Origin of the sequence: Vibrio sp. H11 (assembly GCF_004804295.1) — a bacterium.
Lineage (GTDB): Bacteria > Pseudomonadota > Gammaproteobacteria > Enterobacterales > Vibrionaceae > Vibrio > Vibrio ostreae.
This window is the reverse complement of the sequence record NZ_SSHN01000002.1, coordinates 174,447-198,808: the sequence shown is the minus strand read 5'-3', so window position 1 is coordinate 198,808 and position 24,362 is coordinate 174,447. Positions and strand designations below refer to the sequence as shown.

At 53.8% G+C, this 24,362-nt stretch carries 23 protein-coding genes and 1 other RNA gene; 4 read left to right on the top strand and 20 right to left on the bottom strand.

All coding sequences use genetic code 11. The annotated features are described in order from the left end of the window. Positions 1-18 precede the first annotated feature (18 nt). The 14 genes from ftsA to rsmI all read right to left on the bottom strand — a co-directional run bounded on the left by ftsA (position 19) and on the right by rsmI (position 16,140). Complete coding sequence (ftsA, locus tag E6C74_RS03720; RefSeq protein ID WP_136483352.1) at positions 19-1,281, bottom strand: cell division protein FtsA; 1,263 nt, start codon at positions 1,279-1,281, stop codon at positions 19-21. Next, positions 1,274-2,044 (bottom strand): cell division protein FtsQ/DivIB, encoded by a 771-nt coding sequence (locus E6C74_RS03715; protein ID WP_136483592.1) that lies wholly within the window; start codon positions 2,042-2,044, stop codon positions 1,274-1,276. The genes ftsA and E6C74_RS03715 overlap by 8 nt, the downstream gene beginning before the upstream one ends. A gap of 228 nt (positions 2,045-2,272) precedes the next feature. Next, positions 2,273-3,733: a UDP-N-acetylmuramate--L-alanine ligase gene (gene murC / locus E6C74_RS03710; RefSeq protein WP_136483351.1), complete on the bottom strand. Its 1,461-nt coding sequence runs from the start codon at positions 3,731-3,733 to the stop codon at positions 2,273-2,275. A gap of 10 nt (positions 3,734-3,743) precedes the next feature. Next, on the bottom strand, positions 3,744-4,823 hold the full coding sequence (gene murG / locus E6C74_RS03705; protein WP_136483591.1) for an undecaprenyldiphospho-muramoylpentapeptide beta-N-acetylglucosaminyltransferase: 1,080 nt from the start codon (positions 4,821-4,823) through the stop codon (positions 3,744-3,746). Further along, entirely contained in the window at positions 4,810-6,003 is a 1,194-nt protein-coding gene (gene ftsW, locus E6C74_RS03700) for a cell division protein FtsW (RefSeq protein WP_136483350.1), read from the bottom strand. The genes murG and ftsW overlap by 14 nt, the downstream gene beginning before the upstream one ends. 102 nt (positions 6,004-6,105) lie before the next feature. After that, a complete protein-coding gene (gene murD, locus E6C74_RS03695; RefSeq protein ID WP_136483349.1) occupies positions 6,106-7,440 on the bottom strand; it encodes a UDP-N-acetylmuramoyl-L-alanine--D-glutamate ligase in 1,335 nt (444 codons plus the stop codon). A 44-nt stretch (positions 7,441-7,484) separates the two neighbouring features. Further along, positions 7,485-8,567 carry a phospho-N-acetylmuramoyl-pentapeptide-transferase gene (mraY, locus tag E6C74_RS03690; protein ID WP_136483348.1) on the bottom strand — a complete coding sequence of 361 codons (1,083 nt, stop codon included), beginning with the start codon at positions 8,565-8,567 and terminating at the stop codon, positions 7,485-7,487. After that, complete coding sequence (gene murF, locus E6C74_RS03685) at positions 8,564-9,925, bottom strand: UDP-N-acetylmuramoyl-tripeptide--D-alanyl-D-alanine ligase (RefSeq protein ID WP_136483347.1); 1,362 nt, start codon at positions 9,923-9,925, stop codon at positions 8,564-8,566. The genes mraY and murF overlap by 4 nt, the downstream gene beginning before the upstream one ends. Beyond that, positions 9,922-11,409 (bottom strand): UDP-N-acetylmuramoyl-L-alanyl-D-glutamate--2,6-diaminopimelate ligase, encoded by a 1,488-nt coding sequence (gene murE, locus E6C74_RS03680; protein ID WP_136483346.1) that lies wholly within the window; start codon positions 11,407-11,409, stop codon positions 9,922-9,924. Before murE ends, murF begins: the two co-directional genes overlap by 4 nt. 47 nt (positions 11,410-11,456) lie before the next feature. After that, positions 11,457-13,223 carry a penicillin-binding transpeptidase domain-containing protein gene (locus E6C74_RS03675; RefSeq protein WP_136483345.1) on the bottom strand — a complete coding sequence of 589 codons (1,767 nt, stop codon included), beginning with the start codon at positions 13,221-13,223 and terminating at the stop codon, positions 11,457-11,459. After that, entirely contained in the window at positions 13,220-13,537 is a 318-nt protein-coding gene (ftsL, locus tag E6C74_RS03670) for a cell division protein FtsL (RefSeq protein ID WP_136483344.1), read from the bottom strand. Before ftsL ends, E6C74_RS03675 begins: the two co-directional genes overlap by 4 nt. 99 nt (positions 13,538-13,636) lie before the next feature. After that, the gene (gene rsmH / locus E6C74_RS03665; protein WP_136483343.1) at positions 13,637-14,587 is read right to left on the bottom strand and encodes a 16S rRNA (cytosine(1402)-N(4))-methyltransferase RsmH; all 951 of its coding nucleotides are present in this window, start codon (positions 14,585-14,587) and stop codon (positions 13,637-13,639) included. A 185-nt stretch (positions 14,588-14,772) separates the two neighbouring features. Continuing rightward, an RNA gene (gene rnpB / locus E6C74_RS03660) (RNase P RNA component class A) lies at positions 14,773-15,166 on the bottom strand. Positions 15,167-15,276: 110 nt separating this feature from the next. Continuing rightward, on the bottom strand, positions 15,277-16,140 hold the full coding sequence (gene rsmI / locus E6C74_RS03655) for a 16S rRNA (cytidine(1402)-2'-O)-methyltransferase (protein WP_136483342.1): 864 nt from the start codon (positions 16,138-16,140) through the stop codon (positions 15,277-15,279). Positions 16,141-16,209: 69 nt separating this feature from the next. Between rsmI and E6C74_RS03650 the strand changes: the two genes are divergently transcribed. The 4 genes from E6C74_RS03650 to E6C74_RS03635 are packed head-to-tail and all read left to right on the top strand — an operon-like array spanning position 16,210 to position 19,555. Continuing rightward, entirely contained in the window at positions 16,210-18,015 is a 1,806-nt protein-coding gene (locus E6C74_RS03650; RefSeq protein WP_136483341.1) for a penicillin-binding protein activator, read from the top strand. Continuing rightward, complete coding sequence (locus tag E6C74_RS03645; protein WP_136483590.1) at positions 18,002-18,388, top strand: YraN family protein; 387 nt, start codon at positions 18,002-18,004, stop codon at positions 18,386-18,388. Before E6C74_RS03650 ends, E6C74_RS03645 begins: the two co-directional genes overlap by 14 nt. A 3-nt stretch (positions 18,389-18,391) precedes the next feature. Next, positions 18,392-18,982 carry a phosphoheptose isomerase gene (locus E6C74_RS03640; protein WP_136483340.1) on the top strand — a complete coding sequence of 197 codons (591 nt, stop codon included), beginning with the start codon at positions 18,392-18,394 and terminating at the stop codon, positions 18,980-18,982. Between the two features lie 3 nt (positions 18,983-18,985). Further along, complete coding sequence (locus tag E6C74_RS03635; protein ID WP_136483339.1) at positions 18,986-19,555, top strand: BON domain-containing protein; 570 nt, start codon at positions 18,986-18,988, stop codon at positions 19,553-19,555. 164 nt (positions 19,556-19,719) lie between these two features. On the opposite strand, the gene sspB is transcribed toward E6C74_RS03635, so the two are convergent. The 6 genes from sspB to rpsI form a co-directional block, all read right to left on the bottom strand. Beyond that, entirely contained in the window at positions 19,720-20,211 is a 492-nt protein-coding gene (gene sspB / locus E6C74_RS03630; RefSeq protein ID WP_276605438.1) for a ClpXP protease specificity-enhancing factor, read from the bottom strand. A 10-nt stretch (positions 20,212-20,221) separates the two neighbouring features. Then, positions 20,222-20,857 carry a stringent starvation protein SspA gene (sspA, locus tag E6C74_RS03625; protein WP_136483338.1) on the bottom strand — a complete coding sequence of 212 codons (636 nt, stop codon included), beginning with the start codon at positions 20,855-20,857 and terminating at the stop codon, positions 20,222-20,224. 100 nt (positions 20,858-20,957) lie between these two features. Then, the gene (locus E6C74_RS03620; RefSeq protein WP_136483337.1) at positions 20,958-21,695 is read right to left on the bottom strand and encodes a cytochrome c1; all 738 of its coding nucleotides are present in this window, start codon (positions 21,693-21,695) and stop codon (positions 20,958-20,960) included. Beyond that, positions 21,692-22,957, bottom strand: a complete 1,266-nt coding sequence (locus E6C74_RS03615) for a cytochrome bc complex cytochrome b subunit (protein WP_136483336.1) — start codon at positions 22,955-22,957, stop codon at positions 21,692-21,694. The genes E6C74_RS03620 and E6C74_RS03615 overlap by 4 nt, the downstream gene beginning before the upstream one ends. Continuing rightward, on the bottom strand, positions 22,957-23,550 hold the full coding sequence (petA, locus tag E6C74_RS03610) for a ubiquinol-cytochrome c reductase iron-sulfur subunit (RefSeq protein ID WP_136483335.1): 594 nt from the start codon (positions 23,548-23,550) through the stop codon (positions 22,957-22,959). Before petA ends, E6C74_RS03615 begins: the two co-directional genes overlap by 1 nt. 419 nt (positions 23,551-23,969) lie before the next feature. Continuing rightward, positions 23,970-24,362, bottom strand: a complete 393-nt coding sequence (gene rpsI, locus E6C74_RS03605; protein WP_136483334.1) for a 30S ribosomal protein S9 — start codon at positions 24,360-24,362, stop codon at positions 23,970-23,972.

Sequence of the window (24,362 nt, the reverse complement as noted above, 5' to 3'; positions counted from 1 at the left end):
TTTTTCCTGCAACTCAGGTTAAAACTCTTTTTGTATCCAATTACGCAAACGACCGAATAATCCCGACACCGACTGGCGCTTAGGCTCCTGGTAATCGCTGTCGTCATTAATCTGGCTGTCTTTTGCGTAATGAAGTAAACCCACTGCCGTAGAATGATACGGCTCTTTAACGTAATCGGTCAGGCCACTGACCTCGAGAGGTTTGCCAACTCTGACCTGGTTGCGGAACACCCGCTCCGCACACTCAACTAAACCTACTATTTGCGCTGCGCCGCCGGTTAACACAATACCGGCTGCCAGGTGATGTTTAATTCCGTCCTGGCGCAATGTTTCCTGAACTGAGTCAATCGTCTGGTTTACCAGGCCCATTAACTCAGTGTAGCGAGGCTCAATGACTTCCGACAAGGTTTGACGCTGCAAACTGCGAGACGGACGCCCACCCACGCTGGGAACGTTAACTGTGTCATCTTTGCTGACCAGTTCGCTCAGCGCACAGCCGTATTTAACTTTGATCTCTTCGGCGTCGCTGACCGGTGTGCCGAATGCAAACGCAATATCACTGGTGACCGCGTTGCCGGCGTATGAAAGCACTTCGGTGTGCCTTAGAGCGCCGCCCGTCCAGATGGCAATATCCATGGTGCCTGCACCAATATCGATCACACACACACCAAGTTCGCGCTCATCTTCAGTAATAACGGCATTACTGGCCGCCAATCCTGAGTACACTAACTGTTCAACTTTTAAACCGCAACGTTCCACCGCTTTAATGATGTTTCTTGCCATATCATTGTGACAAGTGATCAAATGTACGCTGACTTCCATACGTACACCTGATAATCCTAGCGGATTTTTAATGCCTTCTTGATAATCAATCGTAAATTCTTGAGGAATGACATGCAAGATTCGCTGCTCTTCACCAATTTTGATTGATTTCGCGGTATGGATCGCCCGATCCATATCGTCCTGGGACACCTCTTCATCCGAAATGGTTCCCATGCCTTTTTCAATTCGGCTGGCAATGTGTCGCCCGGAAATCGACAAAAACACATTGTTAATCTGGCACTCGGCCATTAATTCTGCCTGGTCTATCGCACGCTGGACCGATTTCACCACCGATTCCAGATCGTTGACGCCACCTTTATCCATACCACGAGATGGACTATTACCTGAGCCAATAATATTAATTTGACCATCAGGGAGGACTTCACCCACAAGCGCGGATACGGTGGCGGTGCCGATATCCAGACCAACAATAATGTTGTCGTTGGCAGTTTTAGTCATCTGTATTCTCTTGTGCTAACTCTTGTTCTGAGATCCAACCTACTGCAGCGCCGGTATCGTATCTGAGGTCGATATAACTGACCCGGTCAGCGTCACTGCCTAATTGCTTGTAGAGTAGGAAAAAGCGGTTAATACGTTCATCAAGCGACTCTTTTCCCAACTCCAGCCGGATACCGTTATCCAAAATGATTTGCCAGGCGCGGCGTTCATTGAGCAGCAGCGATGAGATGCTGTGCCCGATACGCGCAAACTTATCCTGATACTGGCGCCAGACTTTTAACACTTCCGGCGCACTGCCCTGTGGGCCATACAGTTTTACGTGCTCTTCATTCACCAGACCGATATCGCCGTCAAACACGTACCCAGTGTCATCCAACAGCGCATTACCATTCCAGATGGCGGCAACTTTGTGCTCGGTCAGAAACACTTTAATCGTATCCGGCCACTGCTTGCGAATCGAAGCATGTGACACCCAGGGAATCGACTGCACGCTGTCCTGCAGCACATCAATATCCTGGGACATAAAAGTGCCGATGTGATCGATACGGGCAAAAGCCCGCTGCACATCAGAGGTCGAGACGTATTGTAAATCACCCTGCAATACGATTTTGGACAGTGGCAGACGTTGCTCGTCCCACATCCAGCTGATCGTCGAATACAACAAAAAGCCAATCAGCAACAGCACCACGATAAAAAAACTGCCGCCAGCGGCATGTTGTTTTAATTGCGGCGACGCGGACAATCGGCGACCTTCGGCAAACACGTTACCTTTGGCGAACACATTATTCAGCAAAGTCCGATGATCCTGTTGACGACTGGCAAATTGATTCCCTATTTCTTTTTGCAATAGAGGCAAAAGCACTGACTTTAACCTTTGGATTATACTGAGGTGCTGGAAAGTATCAAATACTGATAGATAAAATTACTCGTCAATATGAGCTTAGTTCAGCCACCACCCCAGATATACAACTTTTTACTTTTTTTTGCAGCGTTACTGCCCCTGCATCTTTTCAATGCACAGTTCCAACGCCGCCAAATCTTTGGCTACTTTGCCCACATCACCGGCGCCTTGCGTCAGAACCAGGTCACCGTCTTGTAGGACGTTGGCTAAAACTGACGGTAAGGTCTTGCTGTCAGGGACAAAAATCGGATCCAGCTTACCGCGGCTACGAATGGTGCGGCACAGGGATCGGCTGTCTGCACCAGCGATGGGTTTCTCACCGGCCGAGTACACATCCAGCATCAGCAGCACATCAACCTGCTCCAGCACATTGGCAAAATCGTCATACAGATCGCGGGTCCGGGTGTAACGGTGCGGCTGGAAAATCATCACCAGACGTTTATCACTCCAGCCATTGCGCGCGGCAGCGATGGTCACATCCACTTCGGTCGGGTGATGGCCATAGTCGTCCACCAGCATCGCTTTACCACGACCAGTGGCAAATTCACCCAACTGGTCAAAACGACGCCCGGTGCCCTGGGTACTCTCCATCGCGCGCAGAATAGCGCCATCATCGACATCGTCTTCGGTCGCCACCGCAATCGCGGCGGCGGCATTGAGTGCATTGTGGCGGCCCGGAATATTGAGAGTGATATCGAGGTTTTTGCGCCCCTGACGCACCACGGTAAATTTGCCCTGCTGACCCTCCTGGCGGTAATTTTCAATCCGCACATCGGCGTCTTGTGAGAAACCGTAAGTGATCACATGGCGGCTGATACGCGGGATCAATTCACGAATCACCGCGTCGTCAACACACATGATCGCGCGACCGTAGAACGGCAGGTTATGCAGAAATTCGATAAAGGTCTGTTTCAGAGTTTCAAAATCGCCACCATAAGTGTCCATGTGATCCGCTTCGATGTTGGTCACAATCGACATCATCGGCTGCAGATGCAGGAACGAGGCATCACTCTCGTCGGCTTCAGCAATCAGAATACGGCTCGAACCAAGACGGGCGTTAGTACCGGCGCTTTTCACCAAGCCGCCGTTGACAAAGGTCGGATCGAGGCCGGCTTCAGAATAAATCTGTGTCACCAACGCTGTGGTGGTGGTTTTACCGTGCGTACCGGCCACCGCGATACCGTGACGAAAACGCATCAGCTCAGCCAGCATCTCGGCGCGGCGCACAACAGGGATACGTTTTTCACGCGCCGCTTTGATTTCCGGGTTCTGTTCATTGATAGCGGTCGAGACCACGACCACGCTGGCCTGCGCTATGTTCTCTGCAGCATGGCCGATAAAAATGGCGGCACCTTTTTCCGCCAGACGCTGAGTCACAGCGTTCGAGGCGATATCAGACCCTGAGATCTGGTACCCCTCATTGAGCAACACCTCAGCGATCCCGCTCATACCGGCACCGCCGATACCGATAAAATGAATGCATTTCACCCGGCGCATTTCCGGAACCATAGCGCGAATCTGTGCTAAATCTTGCGTGTGTTTAATTGTCATGAATCTGTTCTCAATTTGGAGTGTGGCCAGGCTCTGTCAGCGCAATAATCGCCTCCGCCACCACTTTATCTGCGTCCAGTTTGGCCGCATGGCGGGCCTGCTCGGCCATCGCCAGCAGCGCCGCGCGATCCAGGCCGGAAATCGTCTGTGCCAGTTTATCCACGGTCAGTTGCGGCTGCTCAATCATTCGCGCCGCGCCGCATTCGACCAGATGGTCGGCATTAAGCGCCTGCTGGCGGTCTTTGTGCATAAACGGAATGAAAATCGCGCCGACTCCGGCTGCAGACACTTCAGAAACGGTCAAAGCGCCTGAGCGGCACACCAGAAGGTCGGCCCAGGCATAAGCCTGCGCCACATCATCGATAAACTCGGTCACTTCGGCATCAGCCACGCCCTGCTGCTGATACGCCTGTTCTACCTCAGCCTGGTTATTTTTGCCCGCCTGATGGCGAATCTGATAACCGGCGCCCAGTTTCGCGGCGACCTGCGGCAGAGTCTGGTTAAGAATTCGTGCGCCCTGACTGCCGCCCATGACCAGAATCCGCACCGGGCCCTCACGCCCAGCCAGACGCTGCGCTGGTGCCGGCAACGCCACCACATCGGCGCGAACCGGGTTACCCACTACCGGCGCGTGCGGGAATGCGCCGTCAAAAGCCTGAAAGACCTTACGGGCTATTTTCGACAGCCACTGGTTGGTCAGTCCGGCCACCGCATTCTGTTCATGCAGCACGACTGGAATACCCAGCGTCCAGGCGGCGATGCCTCCCGGCCCACTGACGTAACCGCCCATGCCCAGCACCGCATCCGGCTGCCAGGCCTGCATATGACGGCGTGCCTGCATAATGGCGTTCACTATCTGAAACGGCGCTTTAATCAGGCGCGCAATACCCTGTCCGCGTAATCCTTTGACGCGAATAAAATCAATCTCGATACCATGCTTAGGCACCAGATCCGCTTCCATACGATCAGCGGTGCCCAGCCAGCGGATGTCCCATCCCTGCTGCTGCAGCTGTTTCGCCACCGCCAGCCCCGGAAAGACATGCCCTCCGGTGCCACCAGCCATTACCATCAATCGTTTATTGTTTTTCATCATTGAGTTCTTTTGTGTTGTGGCGTTGCGCCAGCCGGCATTCGTGATCAATACGTAACAGTATCGACACCGCCACCGACATAATAATCAAACTGGAGCCGCCGTAACTGATCAGCGGCAGAGTCAGGCCTTTGGTGGGCACCATACCGGCCGCAGCACCGACGTTAACTAAGGTCTGAAACGCAAACCAGATACCGATGCCAAACGCCAGATAACCACCAAACTGGTGATCGTGTTCGAACGCTTTTTTACCGATCAGGATCGCTTTGAATACCAGGCTGAAAATCAGCATCAGCACCAGAGTGACACCGACAAAACCAAGCTCTTCTGCCATCACGGCGAATACAAAGTCGGTGTGCGCTTCCGGCAGGTACTCCAGCTTCTGAATCGAGTTGCCCAGCCCCTGGCCGAACCATTCGCCACGGCCAAAAGCCATCAGAGACTGAGTCAGCTGATAACCGCTGCCAAACGGGTCTTCCCACGGGTCTAGAAATGAGGTCACACGGCGGATACGATACGGTTCAGCAGCAATCAGCGCCACCACGGCCAGAATGCCAGCCACCATCAGTGCCAGGAACTGGGACAGTTTGGCCCCGGCAATAAACAGCATGCCAAACAGCGTCACCAGCATCACGATCACAGTCCCGAGATCGGGCTGGCCGAGCAGCAGGATCGCCAAGGTACCAAACACCATGATCGGCTTCATAAAGCCGCCGAAGAAGGTCTGGCGTACTTCATCGTGTTTACGCACCAGATAACCGGACATGAAAATAAACAGTGACAGCTTAGCCACCTCGGCCGGCTGCAGGTTGAACAGCCCGAGCGGGATCCAGCGCGATGCACCGTTGACCGACTTACCGGCCAGCAACACGATGATCAGTAAAAGGAATGAGATCGCCAGCAGCACGGTGCTGTATTGCATCCAGCGTTGCATCGGTACCCGCAGCACCACGGAAGAAGTGGCGAGCGCCAGCAACAGAAAGATGCCGTGGCGGAACATAAAGTGGAACGGATCGTCAGTCAGCCGTGAACTGATTGGGAACGAAGCCGACGTCACCATCACCAGGCCAATCAGCATCAGGCCGAGCGCAATCCACACCAGTTGCCGGTCAAACAGGACTTGTGGTGAGGGCGTGCGCAGCCAGTGGCTCAGGGCGGAAATGGGTCTGGACAGTAACAAAATCGTTCCCTTGGTTTAATTGCATCAAGCGCTTAATGAAATAAGCGCTTAGTTAAGTACATCGATAACGCTGCACACCGGCAGATGATGCTGATTGATAGATTAAGCATAGTCACGGGCCAGCTCAGCAAAAGCATCGCCGCGCGCCATAAAGTTAGCAAACTGATCAAAGCTGGCACAGGCAGGCGACAGTAAGACCATATCTCCGGCCTGAAGTTGCGGGCGAATCGCACGCACCACATCCTGCATGCTGTCATAACGCTGCGCCGACGGATGAAGCGACATAAACTGATCGCCGTCGCGGCCGAAACAGCACAATTGCAGCGGCAGCGTAGCCAACACCGGCTGCAGCGGCGTAAAGTCCGCCCCTTTGCCAACCCCACCGACCAACAGGTACAAAGTGCTCTGTACGCTCAGACCAGACAGCGCGGCCAGCGTGCTGGCCACGTTGGTGGCCTTAGAGTCGTTAACCCAGGTTATACCCTGATTATCGGCAACCACCTGACAACGATGTGTCAATCCGGTGTAAGACTTAAGCGCCGCGAGTGCATTTGTATAATTCACGCCCGCGGCATCGAGTAAAGCAAGCACCGTCAGTACGTTAGCGACATTGTGTCGCCCGACTAAGGTCAGTTCACGGCTCGGTAGTACTGCCGTGCCGCGCGCCATCAGCCACTCCTGCGGCTCAGCGCCGTCGGCACTGATGAGTGCCGTGCAGTAATCGGCCGGCTGTTCCAGACCAAAGCTCACGCTGCGGACATTGTCCTGCTCGGGCCAGGTCTGATTGTCATCGGCGTTGATCACCGCCGTGGCCGTATGGTCAAAAATCCGCAGTTTCGCCGCGCGGTAGTCCTGCATGCTGTCGTAGCGGTCCATATGATCTTCAGACAAATTAAGGAAGGCGGCGGCAACCGGCGCCAGGCTGGCAGTGGTTTCAAGCTGGAAGCTGGACAGCTCCAGCACATACAGCTCAGCAGACGTCGCGAGTAAATCCAGTGCCGGCACACCAATGTTACCGCCAATCGCGGTTGCAACACCGGCAGCGTTAGCCAGCACGCCGGTTAAATCGGTGACGGTGCTTTTGCCGTTTGAACCGGTAATCGCAATCACCGGCTTATCGCAGTGCCAGGCAAACAGCTCAATGTCACCCACCACAGGGACTCCGGCGGCCAGCGCCTGCTGAATCTGCGCCGTGGCCAGCGCAATGCCGGGGTTGGCGACAATCAGATCCGCCTCCAGCAGCCACTCCAGGTTCCAGCTGCCGCAATGCAGGCCGACCTCAGGGGTAAGCTGGTCACGCCCGGGCGGCGTATCACGGGTATCAATTACCCGCACCTGCAACTGAGGATGAAATTTTTGCAGATATTTAACGACAGAGAGCCCGGTAATACCGAGCCCTGCGACCACTACATGCTTAATGCCTTGCCAACGGTCCATTTTATTTCCAATTTCAGTGAGTTACTTTAACGTCACCAGCCGGATTAGCGCACCTTAAGCGTCGCCAAACCAATCAGTACCAGTACGATGGAAATGATCCAGAAACGTACGATAACCCGCGGCTCCGGCCAGCCTTTCAATTCATAGTGGTGATGGATAGGGGCCATACGGAAGATACGCTGACCGCGCAACTTGTAAGAGCCGACCTGCAGAATCACCGACAGAGTTTCCATCACGAACACACCGCCCATGATCACCAGCACAAACTCCTGACGCACCAGCACGGCAATCGTACCCAGCGCGCCGCCCAGTGCCAGTGAGCCGACATCGCCCATAAACACTTGCGCCGGATAGGTGTTGAACCACAAGAAGCCCAGGCCGGCACCGACCATGGCAGTACAGACCACCACCAGCTCCGAGGTGTACGGAATGTATGGAATATGCAGATAATTAGCGAAGTTAACGTTACCGGTTGCCCAGGCAATCACGGCAAAACCGGCCGCGACCAGTACGGTCGGCATGATCGCCAGGCCATCCAGACCATCGGTCAGGTTGACCGCATTACTGGTTCCGACAATCACAAAGTAAGTCAGCACGATGTACAACAGCCCCAACTGCGGCATGACATCTTTGAAGAAAGGCACCACCAGCTGAGTCGCGGCAGTATCCTGGCCATGGGCATACAGGGCAAATGCCACCACCAGCGCAATCGCCGACTGCCAGAAATATTTCCAGCGTGCGATCAGGCCGTCGGTGTTCTTACGCACCACTTTACGGTAATCATCGACAAAACCGACCACCCCATAGCCGAGTAGTACCGCCAGTACCGCCCACACATACGGGTTGCTTAAATCAGACCACAGCAGGACAGTGATAATGATCGAAGCCAGAATCATCACCCCGCCCATGGTCGGCGTACCGCGTTTACTGAAATGCGATTCCGGACCGTCGTTACGTACCACCTGGCCGATTTGCAGCAGCTGCAGGCGTTTAATCAGACGCGGGCCCATCCACAAGGAGAGCGCCAGGGCGGTCAGGATGCTGACGATTGCTCGAAATGACAGGTATTCAAACAAACGGAAAAACGAAAAATATGGCTGGAGTAACTCCGCAAGCCAAATAATCATGAGTATTTCTCCTTAAGAGCAGCAGCGATCTGGCCCATACCCGCACTGTTCGCCCCTTTGACGATCAGTACGTGAGCGCGATCCTGTTGTTGGTCAAGTTGCTGCTCGATAAACATAATCATATCCTGATGAGAGGTAAAATGACGGCCGTGACAGACCTCGCTGATCACTTTCGTATCCTCACCATATGTCAGAACATATTCAAACTGGAATGGTGCAGCATGTTCACCGACTTGTCGGTGAAGTGCAAGGCTTTCCTCGCCTAACTCGGCCATATTGCCTAAAATCAACCAGCGGGTGGCACAAAAACCACCCAGCAGATCCACCGCGGCCTGCATGGCCGGAACACTGGCATTGTAGCTGTCGTCAATCAGACGAATGTTGTCGGTCAGTTGCGTCGCCTCCACCCGGCCTTTCACTTTGGCCAGATGAGCCAGCCCGGCCTGAACCTCACTCAGTGTCGCGCCCAGTTCCAGTGCCAGTGCGCAGGCTGCCAGCGCATTGGCGACATTGTGCTGGCCGATAATGCCAAGCTTCACCGCGATTTCTCCCTGCGGCGTCACCATGATAAAACTCGCTTCACCGGCGCTATTCAACACGATGTCACGCGGATAAAAGTCAGCGCTGTGATCCGTCACGGAAAAAGTTTGCACCGTTTTGTCGGCCAGCACCGCCTGCCACAGTTCACCGCCGTGACTATCGAGGTTGACCAGTGCGGTGCTCCCCGGCTTAAGACCCTGATAAATTTCACCTTTAGCGCGTTTCACCCCATCAATCGAGCCAAAACCTTCCAGGTGCGCAGCCGCCACATTGTTGACCACTGCCACATCCGGCTTCACCAGCGCGGTGGTATAAGCAATCTCACCGATGTGATTGGCACCAAGCTCAATCACCGCGTAATCATCCTGCGCTGTCGAGCGCAGCAGCGTCAGCGGCACCCCGATATCATTATTAAAGTTACCGGCGGTAAACAGCACCTGACCTTTGGCGCTAAGAATACTGGCCACCATCTCTTTAACCGTGGTTTTACCGCAGCTGCCGGTGATCGCAATGGTCGGGGTTTGGCACTGCTGATGCACCCAGCTTGCCAGCTGGCCGAGCGCCTGTTTGCTGTCGTCCACAATCAGTTGCGGCGCCGCAACCGCCAGTTCGCGCTCAACCAAGAAGGCACTGGCACCGGCTTCTACTGCCTGGGCGGCAAAATCGTGCGCGTCAAAGCGCTCGCCGACCAGAGCCACAAACAAGGCTTCAGGCGGCAGATTGCGGGTATCGGTTGAAACCGCACTGATTGCGCGGTCTGCGCCCACAAGGCGCGCGCCCAGTACAGCCGCAAGCTGAGTTAAAGTCGTGGTAATCATGCCGGTAACTCCAGTAGTTGTTGGGCGCTTTCACGGTCCGAGTAGTGAATCGTCTCATCCGCCAGCACCTGATAATCTTCATGCCCTTTGCCCGCCAGCAGAATGATGTCCTGCTCACCGGCCTGCTGCAGCGCAAAACGCGCCGCATCCAGACGGCGGTGCTCGACATGGGCATGGGCAGGCTCACGCATACCGGCCAGCATGTCCTGGACGATTCGTTGCGGGTCTTCACTGCGCGGGTTGTCGTCGGTCAGAATCACCCGATCGGCAAACTGCTCCGCCACGGCGGCCATCATCGGGCGTTTGCCGCTATCGCGGTCACCGCCACAACCAAAAATCGCCCACAGCTGCCCCTGGCAATGCACGCGCAGTGCCCGCAGCGCCTTTTCCAGCGCATCCGGGGTATGGGCGTAATCGACCACGATTTTGGCCTTGCCCGGCGCCTGAAACAATTCCATGCGACCTAACACCGGCGTTAATTTAGGCGCCGCTGCTAACAGCGCTGCTTTATCAAAACCAAGACTGAGCAAGGTCGCCAGTGCCAGCAGCAGATTGGACGCATTAAATTCGCCAATCAGCGGTGCATGCAGCTGCCCTTCGCCCCAGCTGCTGCTGAAATCAAGGGTAATCCCACTTTCAGCATAACTGACGGACGTTGCCCATAAACGGCGTTCAGACGCTGGCTGAGCAAGCAGAGAAACCGCCACAGATTGGGAGAGCTGTGCGGCCCATTCAGCGCCGACAGCGTCGTCGACATTGATAATCGCATGCTGCGTATTGTGCTCGGTGAACAGGCTCAGTTTGGCGGCGGCGTAAGCCTGCATGGTACCGTGATAATCAAGATGGTCGCGGCTGAGATTAGAAAACACCCCGGCGGCGAAAGTCAGCGCTTTGACGCGCCCCTGTACCAGACCATGCGAGGAGACCTCCATCGCGGTGTATTGCGCACCTTGCTGCGCCAGCGTATGCAGCGTCTCCTGCACCTGAAGTGCATTACCAGTGGTATTGGCGGCAGGCGCAAGGTTGGCCAAAAAGCCATTACCGGTTGTACCCATCACCGCAGCTTTGCTGCCGAGCAGTTCAATCCACTGCGCGATCAGCTGGGAAATGGTGGTTTTGCCATTGGTGCCGGTGACGGCAATCACCTGATTAGCATGTACGCCGTACAGACGGCCGGCCAGAGCGGACAAATGGTCACCCAGTTCGGCCAGATAGACGACAGCCATACCGCTGCGCCACTCGAGCTGGCCATGCGGATGCTGCTCACACGCCTGCGCCAGAACCAGATTCGCGCCTTGCTGCAACGCTTTATCGATAAAGCGGCGCCCGTCGGCTGCATGGCCGATAATGGCGACAAAGGTATCGCCCGGATTGACTTTGCGACTGTCGAGTTCCAGCCGGGTGACGGTCAGCGCCGTCAGTTCTGGCTCATCAATGCTCAGCCAGGGAGCAAGCAGTTGGGGTAAGGCCATGCCAGTGTTCATTGTATTCTCACACTCTCTGCCCCTGCCGTGACGACGGCCGGGTTGGTTCAGTTTTGAAAACGGTTCTCATCCGGTGCAATGTTTAAGATCTGCAACGCGCCTTTCATAATTTCAGAAAAGACCGGACCGGCGACCGCACCGCCGTAATAGGAGTCGCCCTGCGGCTCATTGACCATCACCATCAGTGAAATACGCGGGTCGCTGACCGGCGCCACACCCGCGGTATAGGCAAAATATTCATCGCTGTAGCCACCGGCAATCGCTTTGCGCGATGTGCCTGACTTGGCCGCAATCCGGTAACCCGGTACGGCGGCTTTGACTGCCGTACCGCCCGGCTGGGTCACGGTTTCCAGCATATCCAGCACTTTGCGGGCATATTTGGCGTCCACCACCTGGTGCGACAGATCGTCATCGTTACTGTCAATCAGATGCACCGGCTGGTATTTACCCAGGTTACCTAAGGTGGCATAAGCGTGCGCAAGCTGGATCGGGGTGATCGCCAGACCGTAGCCAAACGCCAGGGTGGCAATTTCAAACTGCGACCAGCGGCGGCGATTGGGGAAAATACCGGTGGTTTCACCAACCAGGTTAAGGCCGGACACTTCACCCAGGCCGACTGCGTTATACATACTGAGCATATCCTGCAGCGGCATCCCCAGCGCCAGGTGAGCCACACCGACGTTGCTGGATTTTTTCAGAATCATCTGCAGCGTCGCTTTACCGACTTTCGACGTATCGCGCACCCGGCTGCCGCCGATGCGCATTACCCCATCGCCGGTATCGATAATGGTTTTCTCATCCGCCGTGCCGTTGGCCAGCGCCGCCAGGACCACAAACGGTTTGACCGTCGACCCCGGCTCAAACGCATCGGTGATGACCCGGTTACGCATTTTAAAGCTCTGCCAGTCAGCACGGTTATTCGGGTTATACGACGGCGCATTGACCATCGCCAGCACCGCGCCGGTTTTGACATCCAGCATTACCGCCGAAGCAGAAGTGGCGCGATAATCGGCCATTGCCTGCTTGACCGCACGAAACGCAATCGCCTGCAGACGCTGATCGATGGTCAGCTTAAGCGGCTTGCCCTCTTCACGCTCTTCGAGCGAGATGTTCTCCACCACGCGGCCATAGCGGTCTTTACGAATAATACTCTTACCCGCTTCACCGGTCAGCCATTTGTCATAACTGCGCTCGACCCCTTCCAGGCCATGACCGTCTATACCGGTCACACCAATCAGGTGCGCACTGACTTCACCGGCCGGGTAGTAGCGGCGCGATTCCGATTTCAGTCCGACCCCGGACAACTTGAGCTCACGAATGTATTTCGCCATCGCCGGGCTGACCTGACGCTGCAGGTAGATGAAGCGCCGGGTTTGGTTGTCGGCGATTTTTTTCATCATTTCCTGACGGTCCAGACCCAGTACATCGGCCAGCGCGTACCAGCGATCCTTTTCGACCAGACCGCCCTTTTTGTAAATCGTGGCCGGATCGGCCCATACCGCTTCGACCGGCACACTGACCGCCAACGCTTCACCATTGCGATCGGAAATAATACCGCGCGCCGATTCGAGCGTTTTGGCCCGCACCGAGCGCATATCGCCCTGACGGATCAGGTTATCCGGCTCAATGATCTGGATAAATGCCAAACGCCCGACCAAAAGGCCGAAAGCCAGCAACACAAAAAATACGATCAGATAAAAACGCCAGCGAATGAATGTCGGCGCATCGCCTGCGCTGGCTTGAGGTTTGGATTTAGGGCTATCGGCAGACTTAGATTTAGACTTGGCGCTGTCTTTGGCTGGCTTTTTCGTCATTTGAGTTCAATCACTACTTCTTTGTCAGCATCAGGACGTTTCATATTGAGGTCGTTTTGGGCCACTTCCTGCACCCGGCTGTGTTCCGCCAGTGCGGTTTCTTCCAGGATCAGGTTGCGCCACTCGTTGTCGAGGTGGTCACGCTCTTCCAGTACCTGATCTTTTGCAGTAATGGCCTGGCGGGTATGGTGGGTGGTGAACACCACCCCCATGGCTGACGCAAAAATCAGCCCCAGCATCACCAAAGGCACCCGCCCGACCGTAAGCAGGTCGAGAGCGATAAGTTTGGCAAGGTTCGGCTTGGTTTGCGACATATTAACTATTTCTTACCTGCTTTGAGCTAATCATTACCCGCTTTCAGCTCTCGGTTAGCGGTTATGTTTATCGGTTATGAGAAGGTCGATTGCTGGCCATCACAGTTTTTCTGCAATGCGCAGCACCGAACTGCGTGAACGCGGATTCATCTCCACTTCCTGCTGCGAAGGTTTAATCGCCTTACCGACCGCTTTCAGATTAGCGCTACCGAGCGCTTTGATCTGATCCTGGGTCAGTGGCAGGCCGTGCGGCACTTCCGGGCCCTGACTCTCTTTACGGATAAAGCGTTTCACCATGCGATCTTCCAGCGAGTGGAAACTGATCACAGACAAACGGCCTTCAGGCGCCAGAATCGAAGCCGCACCTTTAAGGGCAGTATCAATCTCTTCCAGTTCACTGTTGATGTAGATACGAAAGGCCTGGAACGTGCGCGTCGCCGGATGTTTTTTCTCTTTAAAGCTCTTTGGCGCCGCTTCAGAAATCAGCGCAGCCAGATGACTGGTGCGAGTCAGCGGCTCTTTTTCTTCGTTGTCACGATGAGCAACAATTGCTTTGGCAATACGGCGCGCGTGCTTGTCTTCCCCAAATTCACGAATCACCCAGGTGATGTCATCGAGATCCGCCTGCAGCAGCCACTCCGACACCGGCAGGCCGGAAGTCGGGTCCATCCGCATGTCGAGCGGGCCGTCTTTCATAAAACTGAAACCACGTTCGGCATCGTCCAGCTGCGGTGAAGAGACACCTAAGTCAAACAGCACCCCATCGACCTTACCGACTAAATCGTAACGCTCGGCGTATTCGGCAATGCCGGAAAACGGGCCATGTACGATGGTAAAGCGCGGATCGTCGATCTTCTCTGCTTCGGCGATGGCCTGCGGATCGCGGTCAATACTGAACAAACGGCCATTCGGACCCAATTTGGACAAAATAGTACGGCTGTGCCCGCCACGACCAAAGGTGCCATCGATATAAGTGCCGTCCGGCTTAATTGCCAGACCGTCGATCGATTCATGGAGAAGCACGGAAATATGTTGGAAAGATTCAGTCATAATGGTCTCATTTTGCGGGAACGCCCGTCAGTGTCTGTGAGTAGTGTACCGATTTCCCGCACTACTGCTACCCATAAGCATATACAGGACGTGACATTGCGCTAAGTTTAATGGTTTTACGGTCGACTAAGTCAGTAAAAAGCAAAAAACCCATCATAACGTTGCCGTTATGATGGGTCCTGAATAGGTGGAGCCGACGTATAAGCCGGGTTCTGTTCCGCTTGCGCGGTAGTAGCCATTCGTCTAGGCCAGCAATCGCTCACTGGCTCAAGCAACCTACCCGCTTCCTAACGCGAGCCACGCTGTGTGGAAGCCTATTTGGTCTTGCTCCGGGTGGAGTTTACCCTGCTACGAACTGTTGCCAGACGCACGGTGCGCTCTTACCGCACCCTTTCACCCTTACCTGATCCCTTGCGGGCCATCGGCGGTCTTCTCTCTGCTGCACTTGTCGTAGGCTTGCGCCCCCCAGGCGTTACCTGGCACCCTGCTCTATGGAGCCCGGACTTTCCTCCCCCTTATCAGTCTCCCCAACACAAGGTCAAGGGACGTCAATAAGGCAGCGACTACCCAGTCAACTCCAGGCGCGAATTCTAGCGGCAACGCCCGCCACTGTCTAGGAAGAATCGGACTTAGTGCTAAAATTGAGCCCAAGTGGTCATTCCTGCAGCGATTTGGGTGCCATTGTGGGCTTAGCCCAGGTTGTCCAGCCCCCACTTATACAGTGCGTTCTTTTTCAGGTTGTAGATTTCCGCTGTGGCGGCGGCCGCTTTTTTCAATGGCAGCTCTTTAACCAGAATCCCCAGCGTGCGCAACGCTTCTTCCGGCAGCGACTCTTCAGCACTATCACGATAGCCGTGGATCAGCAGCACCATCTCGCCCCGTTTGCGGTTGTCGTCTTCTTCAATCCAGTCGATCAACTCGCCGAGCGGCAGCCCCTGAATGGTTTCAAAGGTTTTGGTCAGTTCACGCGCCAGCACCACATCACGCTCCGGGCCGAGGATCTCCAGCATATCCTGCAGGGATTCGGTAATCCGGTGCGGCGATTCATAAAAGATACAGGTCCGTTCGGCTTTAGCGATTTCCAAGAATTTATCCTTACGGCCCTTACTCTTCGCTGGTAAAAAGCCTTCAAAACTAAAGCGGTCAGATGGCAGACCCGAGGCACTCAGCGCGGTGATTACCGCGCACGCACCTGGTAATGGCACAACTTTAACACCGGCCTGACGACACTGATTGACTAAATGGTAACCTGGATCACTGATGAGTGGTGTCCCGGCATCAGACACAAGCGCAATAGATTGCCCGGCCAGTAATTTCTCAACTAATACTTGAGCTTTTTGCTGTTCGTTGTGATCATGCAGAGCGAACGTCTTCGTTTGAATATTGAAGTGCGACAGCAGTTTGCCCGTGTGACGAGTGTCTTCTGCGGCGATAACGTCAACATTTGACAGCACATCCAGTGCCCGTTGGGTAATATCCCCTAGATTGCCTATCGGAGTCGGAACTATGTATAAAGTTGGGACTTCTGTCGGCAAGGTTTTGCTATCTGTCATTTGTTTACCATCACTTCAACGATTAATATAGAGACAATTTTACACGGATTAACGAAAGAACTCATGGCTATGAAAAACCATCAGAGACGCAGTGTACCACGCTTACTCACTCCCGTTGCATTAGCAATTACCCTGGCCGCCTGTTCGTCGACCTCAACCTCACCGTTGAAAGTCAACCTGACAGACGAGCCAAGCTTGCCGACCCAGGTCTATTTGATGCAAGCGGACAGCAGTCAAGGCAGCCTGCAAAACGACTGGTTGATCATGGCGCTGAAAGCAGCACTGGCAGAAAACGACACCGCGCAGGCCGACCTGATTAACCGTCGCCTCGCCAAACAGACCCTGAGCCATTCGCAGCAGGCGGAATGGCGCCTGACTCACGCAGCACAGCTGTTTAACGCCGGGCAGTACGCCGATGCCCTTGAGCAGCTGCAATTTACCCACGACTGGCAACTGGCCGATCAGCAGTGGCAGCAATACCACCAGCTGCGGGCCGATATTTTCACCGCGCAGGATCGCAGCTTTGACTCCAGCCGCGAGCTGGTTGCGCTGTATGATTTCGTCAATCGCGAGCAGTATGAAGCCTTATCCGACCAAATCTGGACCAACCTGAGCCGCTACTCTGCCCAGGACATCACCAAGCTCTCGGCCGGTGCCGATGAAGCGGTGCTGGACGGCTGGCTGCAACTGGCAGTGTATGTCAAAACGCTGGGCAGCGATCTGCCCCAGTTGAAGAATACCCTGCAAAAATGGCTGCAGGAGAATCCGGATCATCCGGCAGCACGTTATACCCCGCAGGCAATTGAAGATATCCTTAACCTGGAAATCGTCAAACCTAAGCACACCGCGCTGCTGCTGCCGCTGAGTGGTAAATTCTCCAAGCCGGCACACCAGATCCGCGATGGCTTCATCATGGCACTGATGAACGATGAACAGCGCGATCCGCAAGCAACGCTGACCATCATCGATACCAACAGTGAAACGCCAGAGTCGATCGACAAAACCCTCATCAACAACAAGATTGATTTCGTGGTCGGTCCGCTGATTAAAGACAACATCCAAGCGCTGCAGAAACATCAGCAGCAACGCGGTCAGACCATCCCGGCCCTGGCACTCAATATTCCCGATCAGGTCGAGGAAGGTGCGGACACCTGTTACCTCGCCCTGTCACCCGAGCAGGAAGTCGAGCAGGCAGCCAAGCATTTGTATGATCAAGGCTACCGCTATCCATTGATTCTGGCCCCGCAAGGCAACTACGGCCAGCGTGTGGTTGAAGCCTTTGACCAGGCGTGGAAACAGTACAGCAAACACAAAGTCGCGGTCAGTCAGTATCAGGATCGCCGTCAGCTACAACGCAACATCAACAATGTGTTTGGTCTGCAGGACAGCCAGCAGAATATTGCTCAGATGGAATCCCTGCTGGGCATGAAGATGGAAAGCCAGCCGCGCAGTCGTCGTGACATCGACGCCGTGTATATCGTCGCCAATAGTGCGGACCTGACCCTGATTAAGCCATTCATTGAAGTAGCGATTAACCCGGATACTCAGCCACCAAAACTGTTCTCGAACTCAGCCAGCAACAGCGGCGGTCGCCAGTATGAAGATCTGAGCGGTGTCAGCTACAGCGACATTCCACTGCTGATTCACCCGGATGAGAAGATTGCCGAGCAGATGGAAAAACTGTGGCCAAACTCTTCCAACGCCGAGCGCCGTTTACAGGCAATGGGCATGGATGCGTACCAGCTGATGGTTGAACTTCCGCAGATGAAAGTCGTCCAAGGTTATACTATCCAGGGCCAGACCGGTGTGCTGGGCATTGACGATAACTGTGTTGTACAGCGTGAAATCAGCTGGGCTGACCATGGGGCTCTTTAGCCGTCTTAAGCCAGTCAACCGGCGTCAGCAAGGTCAGAATTATGAACAGGCGGCGGCAGATTATCTGCGCCGCCACGGCCTGCTCCTGATTGAGCAAAACTTTCAGGTCAAGGCCGGTGAACTGGATTTGATCATGCGCGACAATGACACCCTGGTGTTCGTTGAAGTGAAATACCGCCATGACCAGCGCCACGGTCACGCTGCTGAAACCGTAACCAGACAGAAGCAGGCACGCTTGATCAAAGCGGCAAATTGGTGGATGCTCAAACAAGGCCTGAGTGCCGACCACACCAGTTTTCGATTCGATGTCGTGGCCATTCATGATAACGGACGCCAGATTGACTGGATAAAAAATGCAATCACCGAAGGATAATCGATGCTAGACAGCATTAAAGACAGTTTTACCGAAAGTATTCAAATTCAAATCGCCGCCGCAGAAGCGCTGCCGGATGCCATCATGCATGCCGCTCAGGCGATGGTCGCGACCCTGCTTAATGGCAACAAGATCCTGTGCTGTGGCAACGGGGGATCAGCCTCAAACGCGCAGCAGTTTACCTCTTGCCTGATTAACCGTTTCGAAACTGAACGCCCGAGTCTGCCAGCCATGGCCATGACCGCTGATAATACCACCCTGACCGCGGTCGCTAACGACTACCACTATCAGGAAATCTTTTCCAAACAGGTGCGCGCATTTGGTCAACCAGGTGACATTCTGCTGGCGATCTCCACCAGTGGTAACAGCCAGAACATTATCAAAGCGATGGAAGCGGCAGTAACCCGTGACATGACCATTATCGCGCTGACCGGCAAAGACGGCGGCGAGATGGCGGGCCTGCTGGGTGAAAACGATGTGGAAATCCGCATTCCTTCGCACCGTACCGCCCGAATTCAGGAAGTGCACATGGTCACCCTGCACTGTTTGTGCGACTTGATCGATCAGGTTTTATTTCCCGCTCACGAAGAGTAAGTTATGAAAACACTACGCCTATTTTCTGTTTTACTGGCTCTGGTCTCCCTGTCGGGATGTGCCGGACTGTTTATCGCCGGTGCCGCGACCACGGTCAATATCGCAACCGATCCGCGCTCCACGCAAGAGATCTGGAAAGATAACAATCTGGAGCTCGACATTACCGGTCTGGCCAATAAAACGCCTTACCAGCATCAGATGCGTATCACAGCCAAATCCTACCGTGGTACCGTGATTCTGATCGGTCAGTCGCGGACTGAAGATATGCTGCGCCAGTTCGTCGGCCAGGTCGAGCAGCTGCAAGGTGTCAAAGAGCTGCACAACCAGGTCAAGATTAAAGAGCCGCTTTCGTTTGGCCAAATCAGTAATGACAGCTGGATCACCACTAAGGTGAAATCAGCGCTGCTGGCCAAAGGTGAACTCAACGGGGTGAAAGTCTCGGTGATCACCGAGGACAGTGAAGTGTACCTGTTTGGCTATGTCAGCCGTGAACATGCTGCTATCGCCACCGACGTTGCGCGCAATATCTCCGGTGTTACTCAGGTCATCAAAGCGTTTCAGTATGCGGACTAAACGCTGAGTGTCTCACGCAGATTAGCCCAGGCTCCGGGCATAAAAAAATGCCCGGTCCGCAAATCGAGACATAAAAATCAAGACATAAAAAAAGCAGCGTAATAACGCTGCTTTTTGATTTTCTGCTGGCTAACTTGCCACTCTAATGACGAATAACCCTGCGGTTATTTCACCACACGCAGGCTTGGTTTGCCTTTGGCCGGACGAGGTGTTTCTTCCTCGTCACCAGCTTGCTCGCCATCATCCTCAACCGTAGCAACCGATACATCGGTCAGCGCCGGCTCAGCCGGGCTCTCATCCTGCAGGTTTTCTTCCGGCAGTTCCATGTACGCCTCTTCAGGCTCAAACATGGTACCCGCCCCGTTCTCACGGGCATAAATGGCCTGTACCGCGTAAATAGGCACGATAACCTGATGCGGGCGACCGCCAAAACGGGCGCTGAATGTGACCGCGTCGTTACCCAGTTCCAGGTTACCGACCGCACGTGGCGCAACATTAAGAATGATCTGACCGTCCTGTACGTATTCCATCGGAACACGTACACCCGGCAGAGTGGCATCAACCACCAGATGAGGCGTCAGTTCGTTATCCAGCAGCCAGTCATAAAATGCCCGAAGCATGTATGGCCGGCGCGGTGTCATTTGCTCGATATCCATTACTCAGGCCTTAACGAGACAGACGCATCTCGCGTTCTGCTTCAGTCAGAGAAGCCAGGAATGAATCACGTTCGAACACACGGTTCATGTAAATCTTCAGCTCTTTAGAACCCGGGCCGATCAGTTCAATGCCCAGTACCGGCAGACGCCACAACAGCGGAGCCAGGTAGCAGTCGATCAGGCTGAACTCTTCGCTCATGAAGTATTCGTATTCAGCAAAGAGCGGCCCCAGAGTCAGCAGCTCACCACGCAGTTCGTTACGTGCAGATTCCGCTTCCTCCGCACTACCTGTCACGATCTTGTCTGCCAGTGAATACCAGTTACGTTCGATACGGTAAATCATCAGACGGCTGTTACCACGGGCAACCGGGTAGACAGGCATCAATGGCGGATGAGGAAAACGCTCATCAAGGTATTCCATGATGATTTTTGAGTCGTAAAGCGCAAGCTCACGGTCAACCAATGTTGGTACTGATTTATATGGGTTCAGTTCAAGCAGTTCTGCAGGCAGATTGTTATCGTCTACCAGCTCAACCTCAACACTGACACCCTTTTCAGCCAGCACAATACGCACCTGATGGCTATACATATCTGACGCACTAGAAAATAGAGTCATCACAGAACGTTTATTGGCAGCTACAGCCATGGAGCCCTCCAGCACACACTTACAAATATAAAAAACAATGGAGGCTAAGCCTCCATTGATGATTCGATGAATCAAGAATTAGCACGGCATAATAGCACAATTAGTGCACATCACGCCAATACTCTTTCTTGAGCAGCACAACAACTATGGTCAACAGCACCAGGAAGGCCATCACCCACCAGCCCATGCTCTGACGCTCGAGCTTGACCGGCTCACCGGAATACTCAAGGAAGTTCACCAGGTCACGCACTGCCATATCAAATTCGCCGCTGCTCAGTTCGCCATTACCACGTGATTGGGTGCCCACCACGGTACGCACTTCTTCACCGTTCACCATATGGGTGCCGAATACCGGATCCGGAATACCTTGCAGCTCTTCCAGTACGTGCGGCATACCAACGCTCGGGAAGACAATGTTGTTGACCCCGAACGGACGACTCGGATCGGCATAGAAAGAACGCAGGTAGGTATACAGCCAGTCAACACCACGCACACGAGCCACCAGAGTCAGATCCGGAGGCGGCGCGCCGAACCACTTGGCCGCGGACTCTTGCGGAATCGCGTTTTCCATCAACGAACCAATTTTGGTTTGCGGATCAAAAATCAGATTCTCTTTCATCAGGTCAGCCGGAATCCCCAAGTCAGTGGCAACGCGCTCATAACGCTGATACTGAGTCGAGTGACAACCAAAACAGTAGTTCATAAACAGCTTGGCGCCACGCTGCAAAGAAGCCTTGTCAGTCAGGTCATTACCCGCTTTGTCCAGATGTACATTGGCTCCGGCTGCCATCACCAGGGAAGGCAGCATGGCAAACAAAATTACAATCCATTTTTTCATTTGAATGTCACCCTCTTCGGTAATGGTTTGGTTGCTTCGTTTTTACTGTAGAAGAACAGCAGCACGAAGAACATGAAGTAACCCAGACTAAAGATGCGCGCCAGCAGAGTATAAGTTGGCGTCGCAGGCAGCGCGCCCAGAATACCCAGGGCAATGAAACAAATGGTAAATTGGATAATGTTCACCAGGTGGAACTTACTGCGGTAGCGGTAAGAACGCACTTTACAGCGGTCCAGCCACGGCAACAGGAACAGCACCACAATCGATGCACCCATCGCGATAACACCAATCAGCTTGTCCGGTACCGCACGCAAAATAGCGTAGAACGGAGTGAAATACCAAACCGGTGCAATGTGCTCAGGGGTTTTGAGCGGGTTAGCCGCTTCAAAGTTAGGCGGCTCAAGGAAATAGCCTCCCATCTCTGGATTAAAGAACAGCACATAACAGAACAGGAACAAGAAACCCGCCACACCAACCAGATCTTTTACCGTGCCGTAAGGATGGAAAGGAATCGAATCGATAATGTCGTATTTCTTGGTGTAGTACTCATGGAACTTGAACTGGCTCTGGTAATCGTCCCCCATCGAGCCTTTTGGCAGCTTGGTTTCGATACCATCCGGGTTGTTTGAACCCACTTCATGCAACGCCAGAATGTGCAGTACAATCAGCAGCAGCAGCACGATCGGCAGCGCAATCACGTGCAGCGCAAAGAAGCGGTTCAGGGTCGCACCGGAGATCACGTAGTCACCACGGATCCACAAAGTCAGGTCGTCACCAATCACCGGAATGGCACCAAACAGAGAAATGATCACCTGTGCGCCCCAGTAAGACATCTGACCCCATGGCAGCAGGTAACCCATAAAGGCTTCCGCCATCAACGCCAGGAAGATCAGCATACCGAAGATCCACAGCAGCTCGCGCGGTTTCTGGTACGAGCCGTAGATCAGACCACGGAACATGTGCAGGTAAACCACCACGAAAAACGCCGACGCGCCGGTCGAGTGCATGTAACGCAGCAGCCAGCCGTATTCGACATCACGCATGATGTATTCGACTGAGGCAAACGCCCCTTCGCCGGACGGCACATAGTTCATTGTCAGCCAGATACCGGTCAGGATCTGGTTCACCAATACCAGCATTGCCAAGGAACCGAAAAGGTACCAAAAGTTAAAGTTCTTCGGCATCGGGTATTCAGACAGGTGCTTTTTGTACGCATTCATTGCGGGCAGGCGTTTTTCCACCCAATCAAGTAGTGCTTGCATTATGCCTCCCCGGTTTCGTCAAGACCGATAACCATACGGGTATCGCTCAGGTACATGTACTTAGGAATGACCAGGTTGAGTGGAGCAGGTACACCCTGGAATACACGGCCCGCCATGTCGAACTTAGAACCATGACAAGGACAGAAGAAACCCGATTTAACACCTTGCACTTGTTCACTAAAAGAGTCCGGTAAATAGGTAGGTGAACAGCCCAGGTGGGTACAGATACCAACCGCGACAAAGTATTCAGGCTTGATCGAGCGGTAGGTATTTTGTGCGTAGTCAGGTTGTTGATCTTCTTCAGAATTTGGATCGCGCAGTTGATCATCGTGCTGTTTAAGACCATCGACGATTGACTGCGAACGACGTACAACCCAGACCGGTTTACCACGCCATTCGACGCGAACCATTTGCCCCGCTTCGAGTTTACTGATGTCAACTTCGACCGGGGCGCCGGCGGCTTTCGCCTTGGCACTTGGGTTCCACGATTTGATAAAAGGTACAGCCACAGCAGCCGCTCCCAACCCGCCGACCACTGCTGTGGTAGCGGTTAAGAAACGTCTGCGACCGTTATTTAAAGGCACATTGCTCATCCAGACATTCTCCCATTTGCTCCTTGTGGATTCCTGTTATTCCTCTCAAGAGCATGGCTAACAAAATACGTTTATAATTGTATGTATTTGATGAGTGAGCATAAATAAAACCCTACTTTTTGACAAGATAAAGCTACCTTTTGCTAACATCAGTGCGGCGTTTCGCACGTCAGGTCACAAAAGAAGCAGAAGGGTGAGAAAACCGGCAGAAGGACGCTGTGAGAAAGAGCAGCATTGCCCTGCGGGAGAAGAGTGAAAACAGTTCTATTTGCTGACAAATTAGCTGCTAACTATCTAAAAAAACTGAATTTAAAGCGAAAGTCCTGAATGACAGACACAAAAAAGCCCGGTAAAAACCGGGCTTTTTGATCCACAATCCAGCCAGGCTGGAAAGCGAGACTCTTTTCGTAGTGAAAAGATTAACGCTTAGAGAACTGTGGACGACGACGTGCTTTACGCAGACCAACTTTCTTACGTTCAACGCGACGAGCGTCACGAGTAACGTAGCCAGCTGCACGTAGAGCAGGACGTAGAGACTCATCGTATTCCATCAGAGCGCGAGTGATACCGTGACGGATAGCACCTGCCTGACCAGAAATACCACCACCAGAAACAGTGATGTAAAGGTCTAGTTTCTCAACCATCTCAACTAGCTCTAGAGGCTGTTTAACAACCATGCGAGAAGTTGGACGACCGAAGTACTCATCAAGGCTACGCTTGTTGATTACGATGTTGCCGCTGCCTGGTTTAATGAAAACACGCGCAGCTGAGCTTTTGCGACGGCCAGTGCCGTAGTATTGATTCTCTGCCAT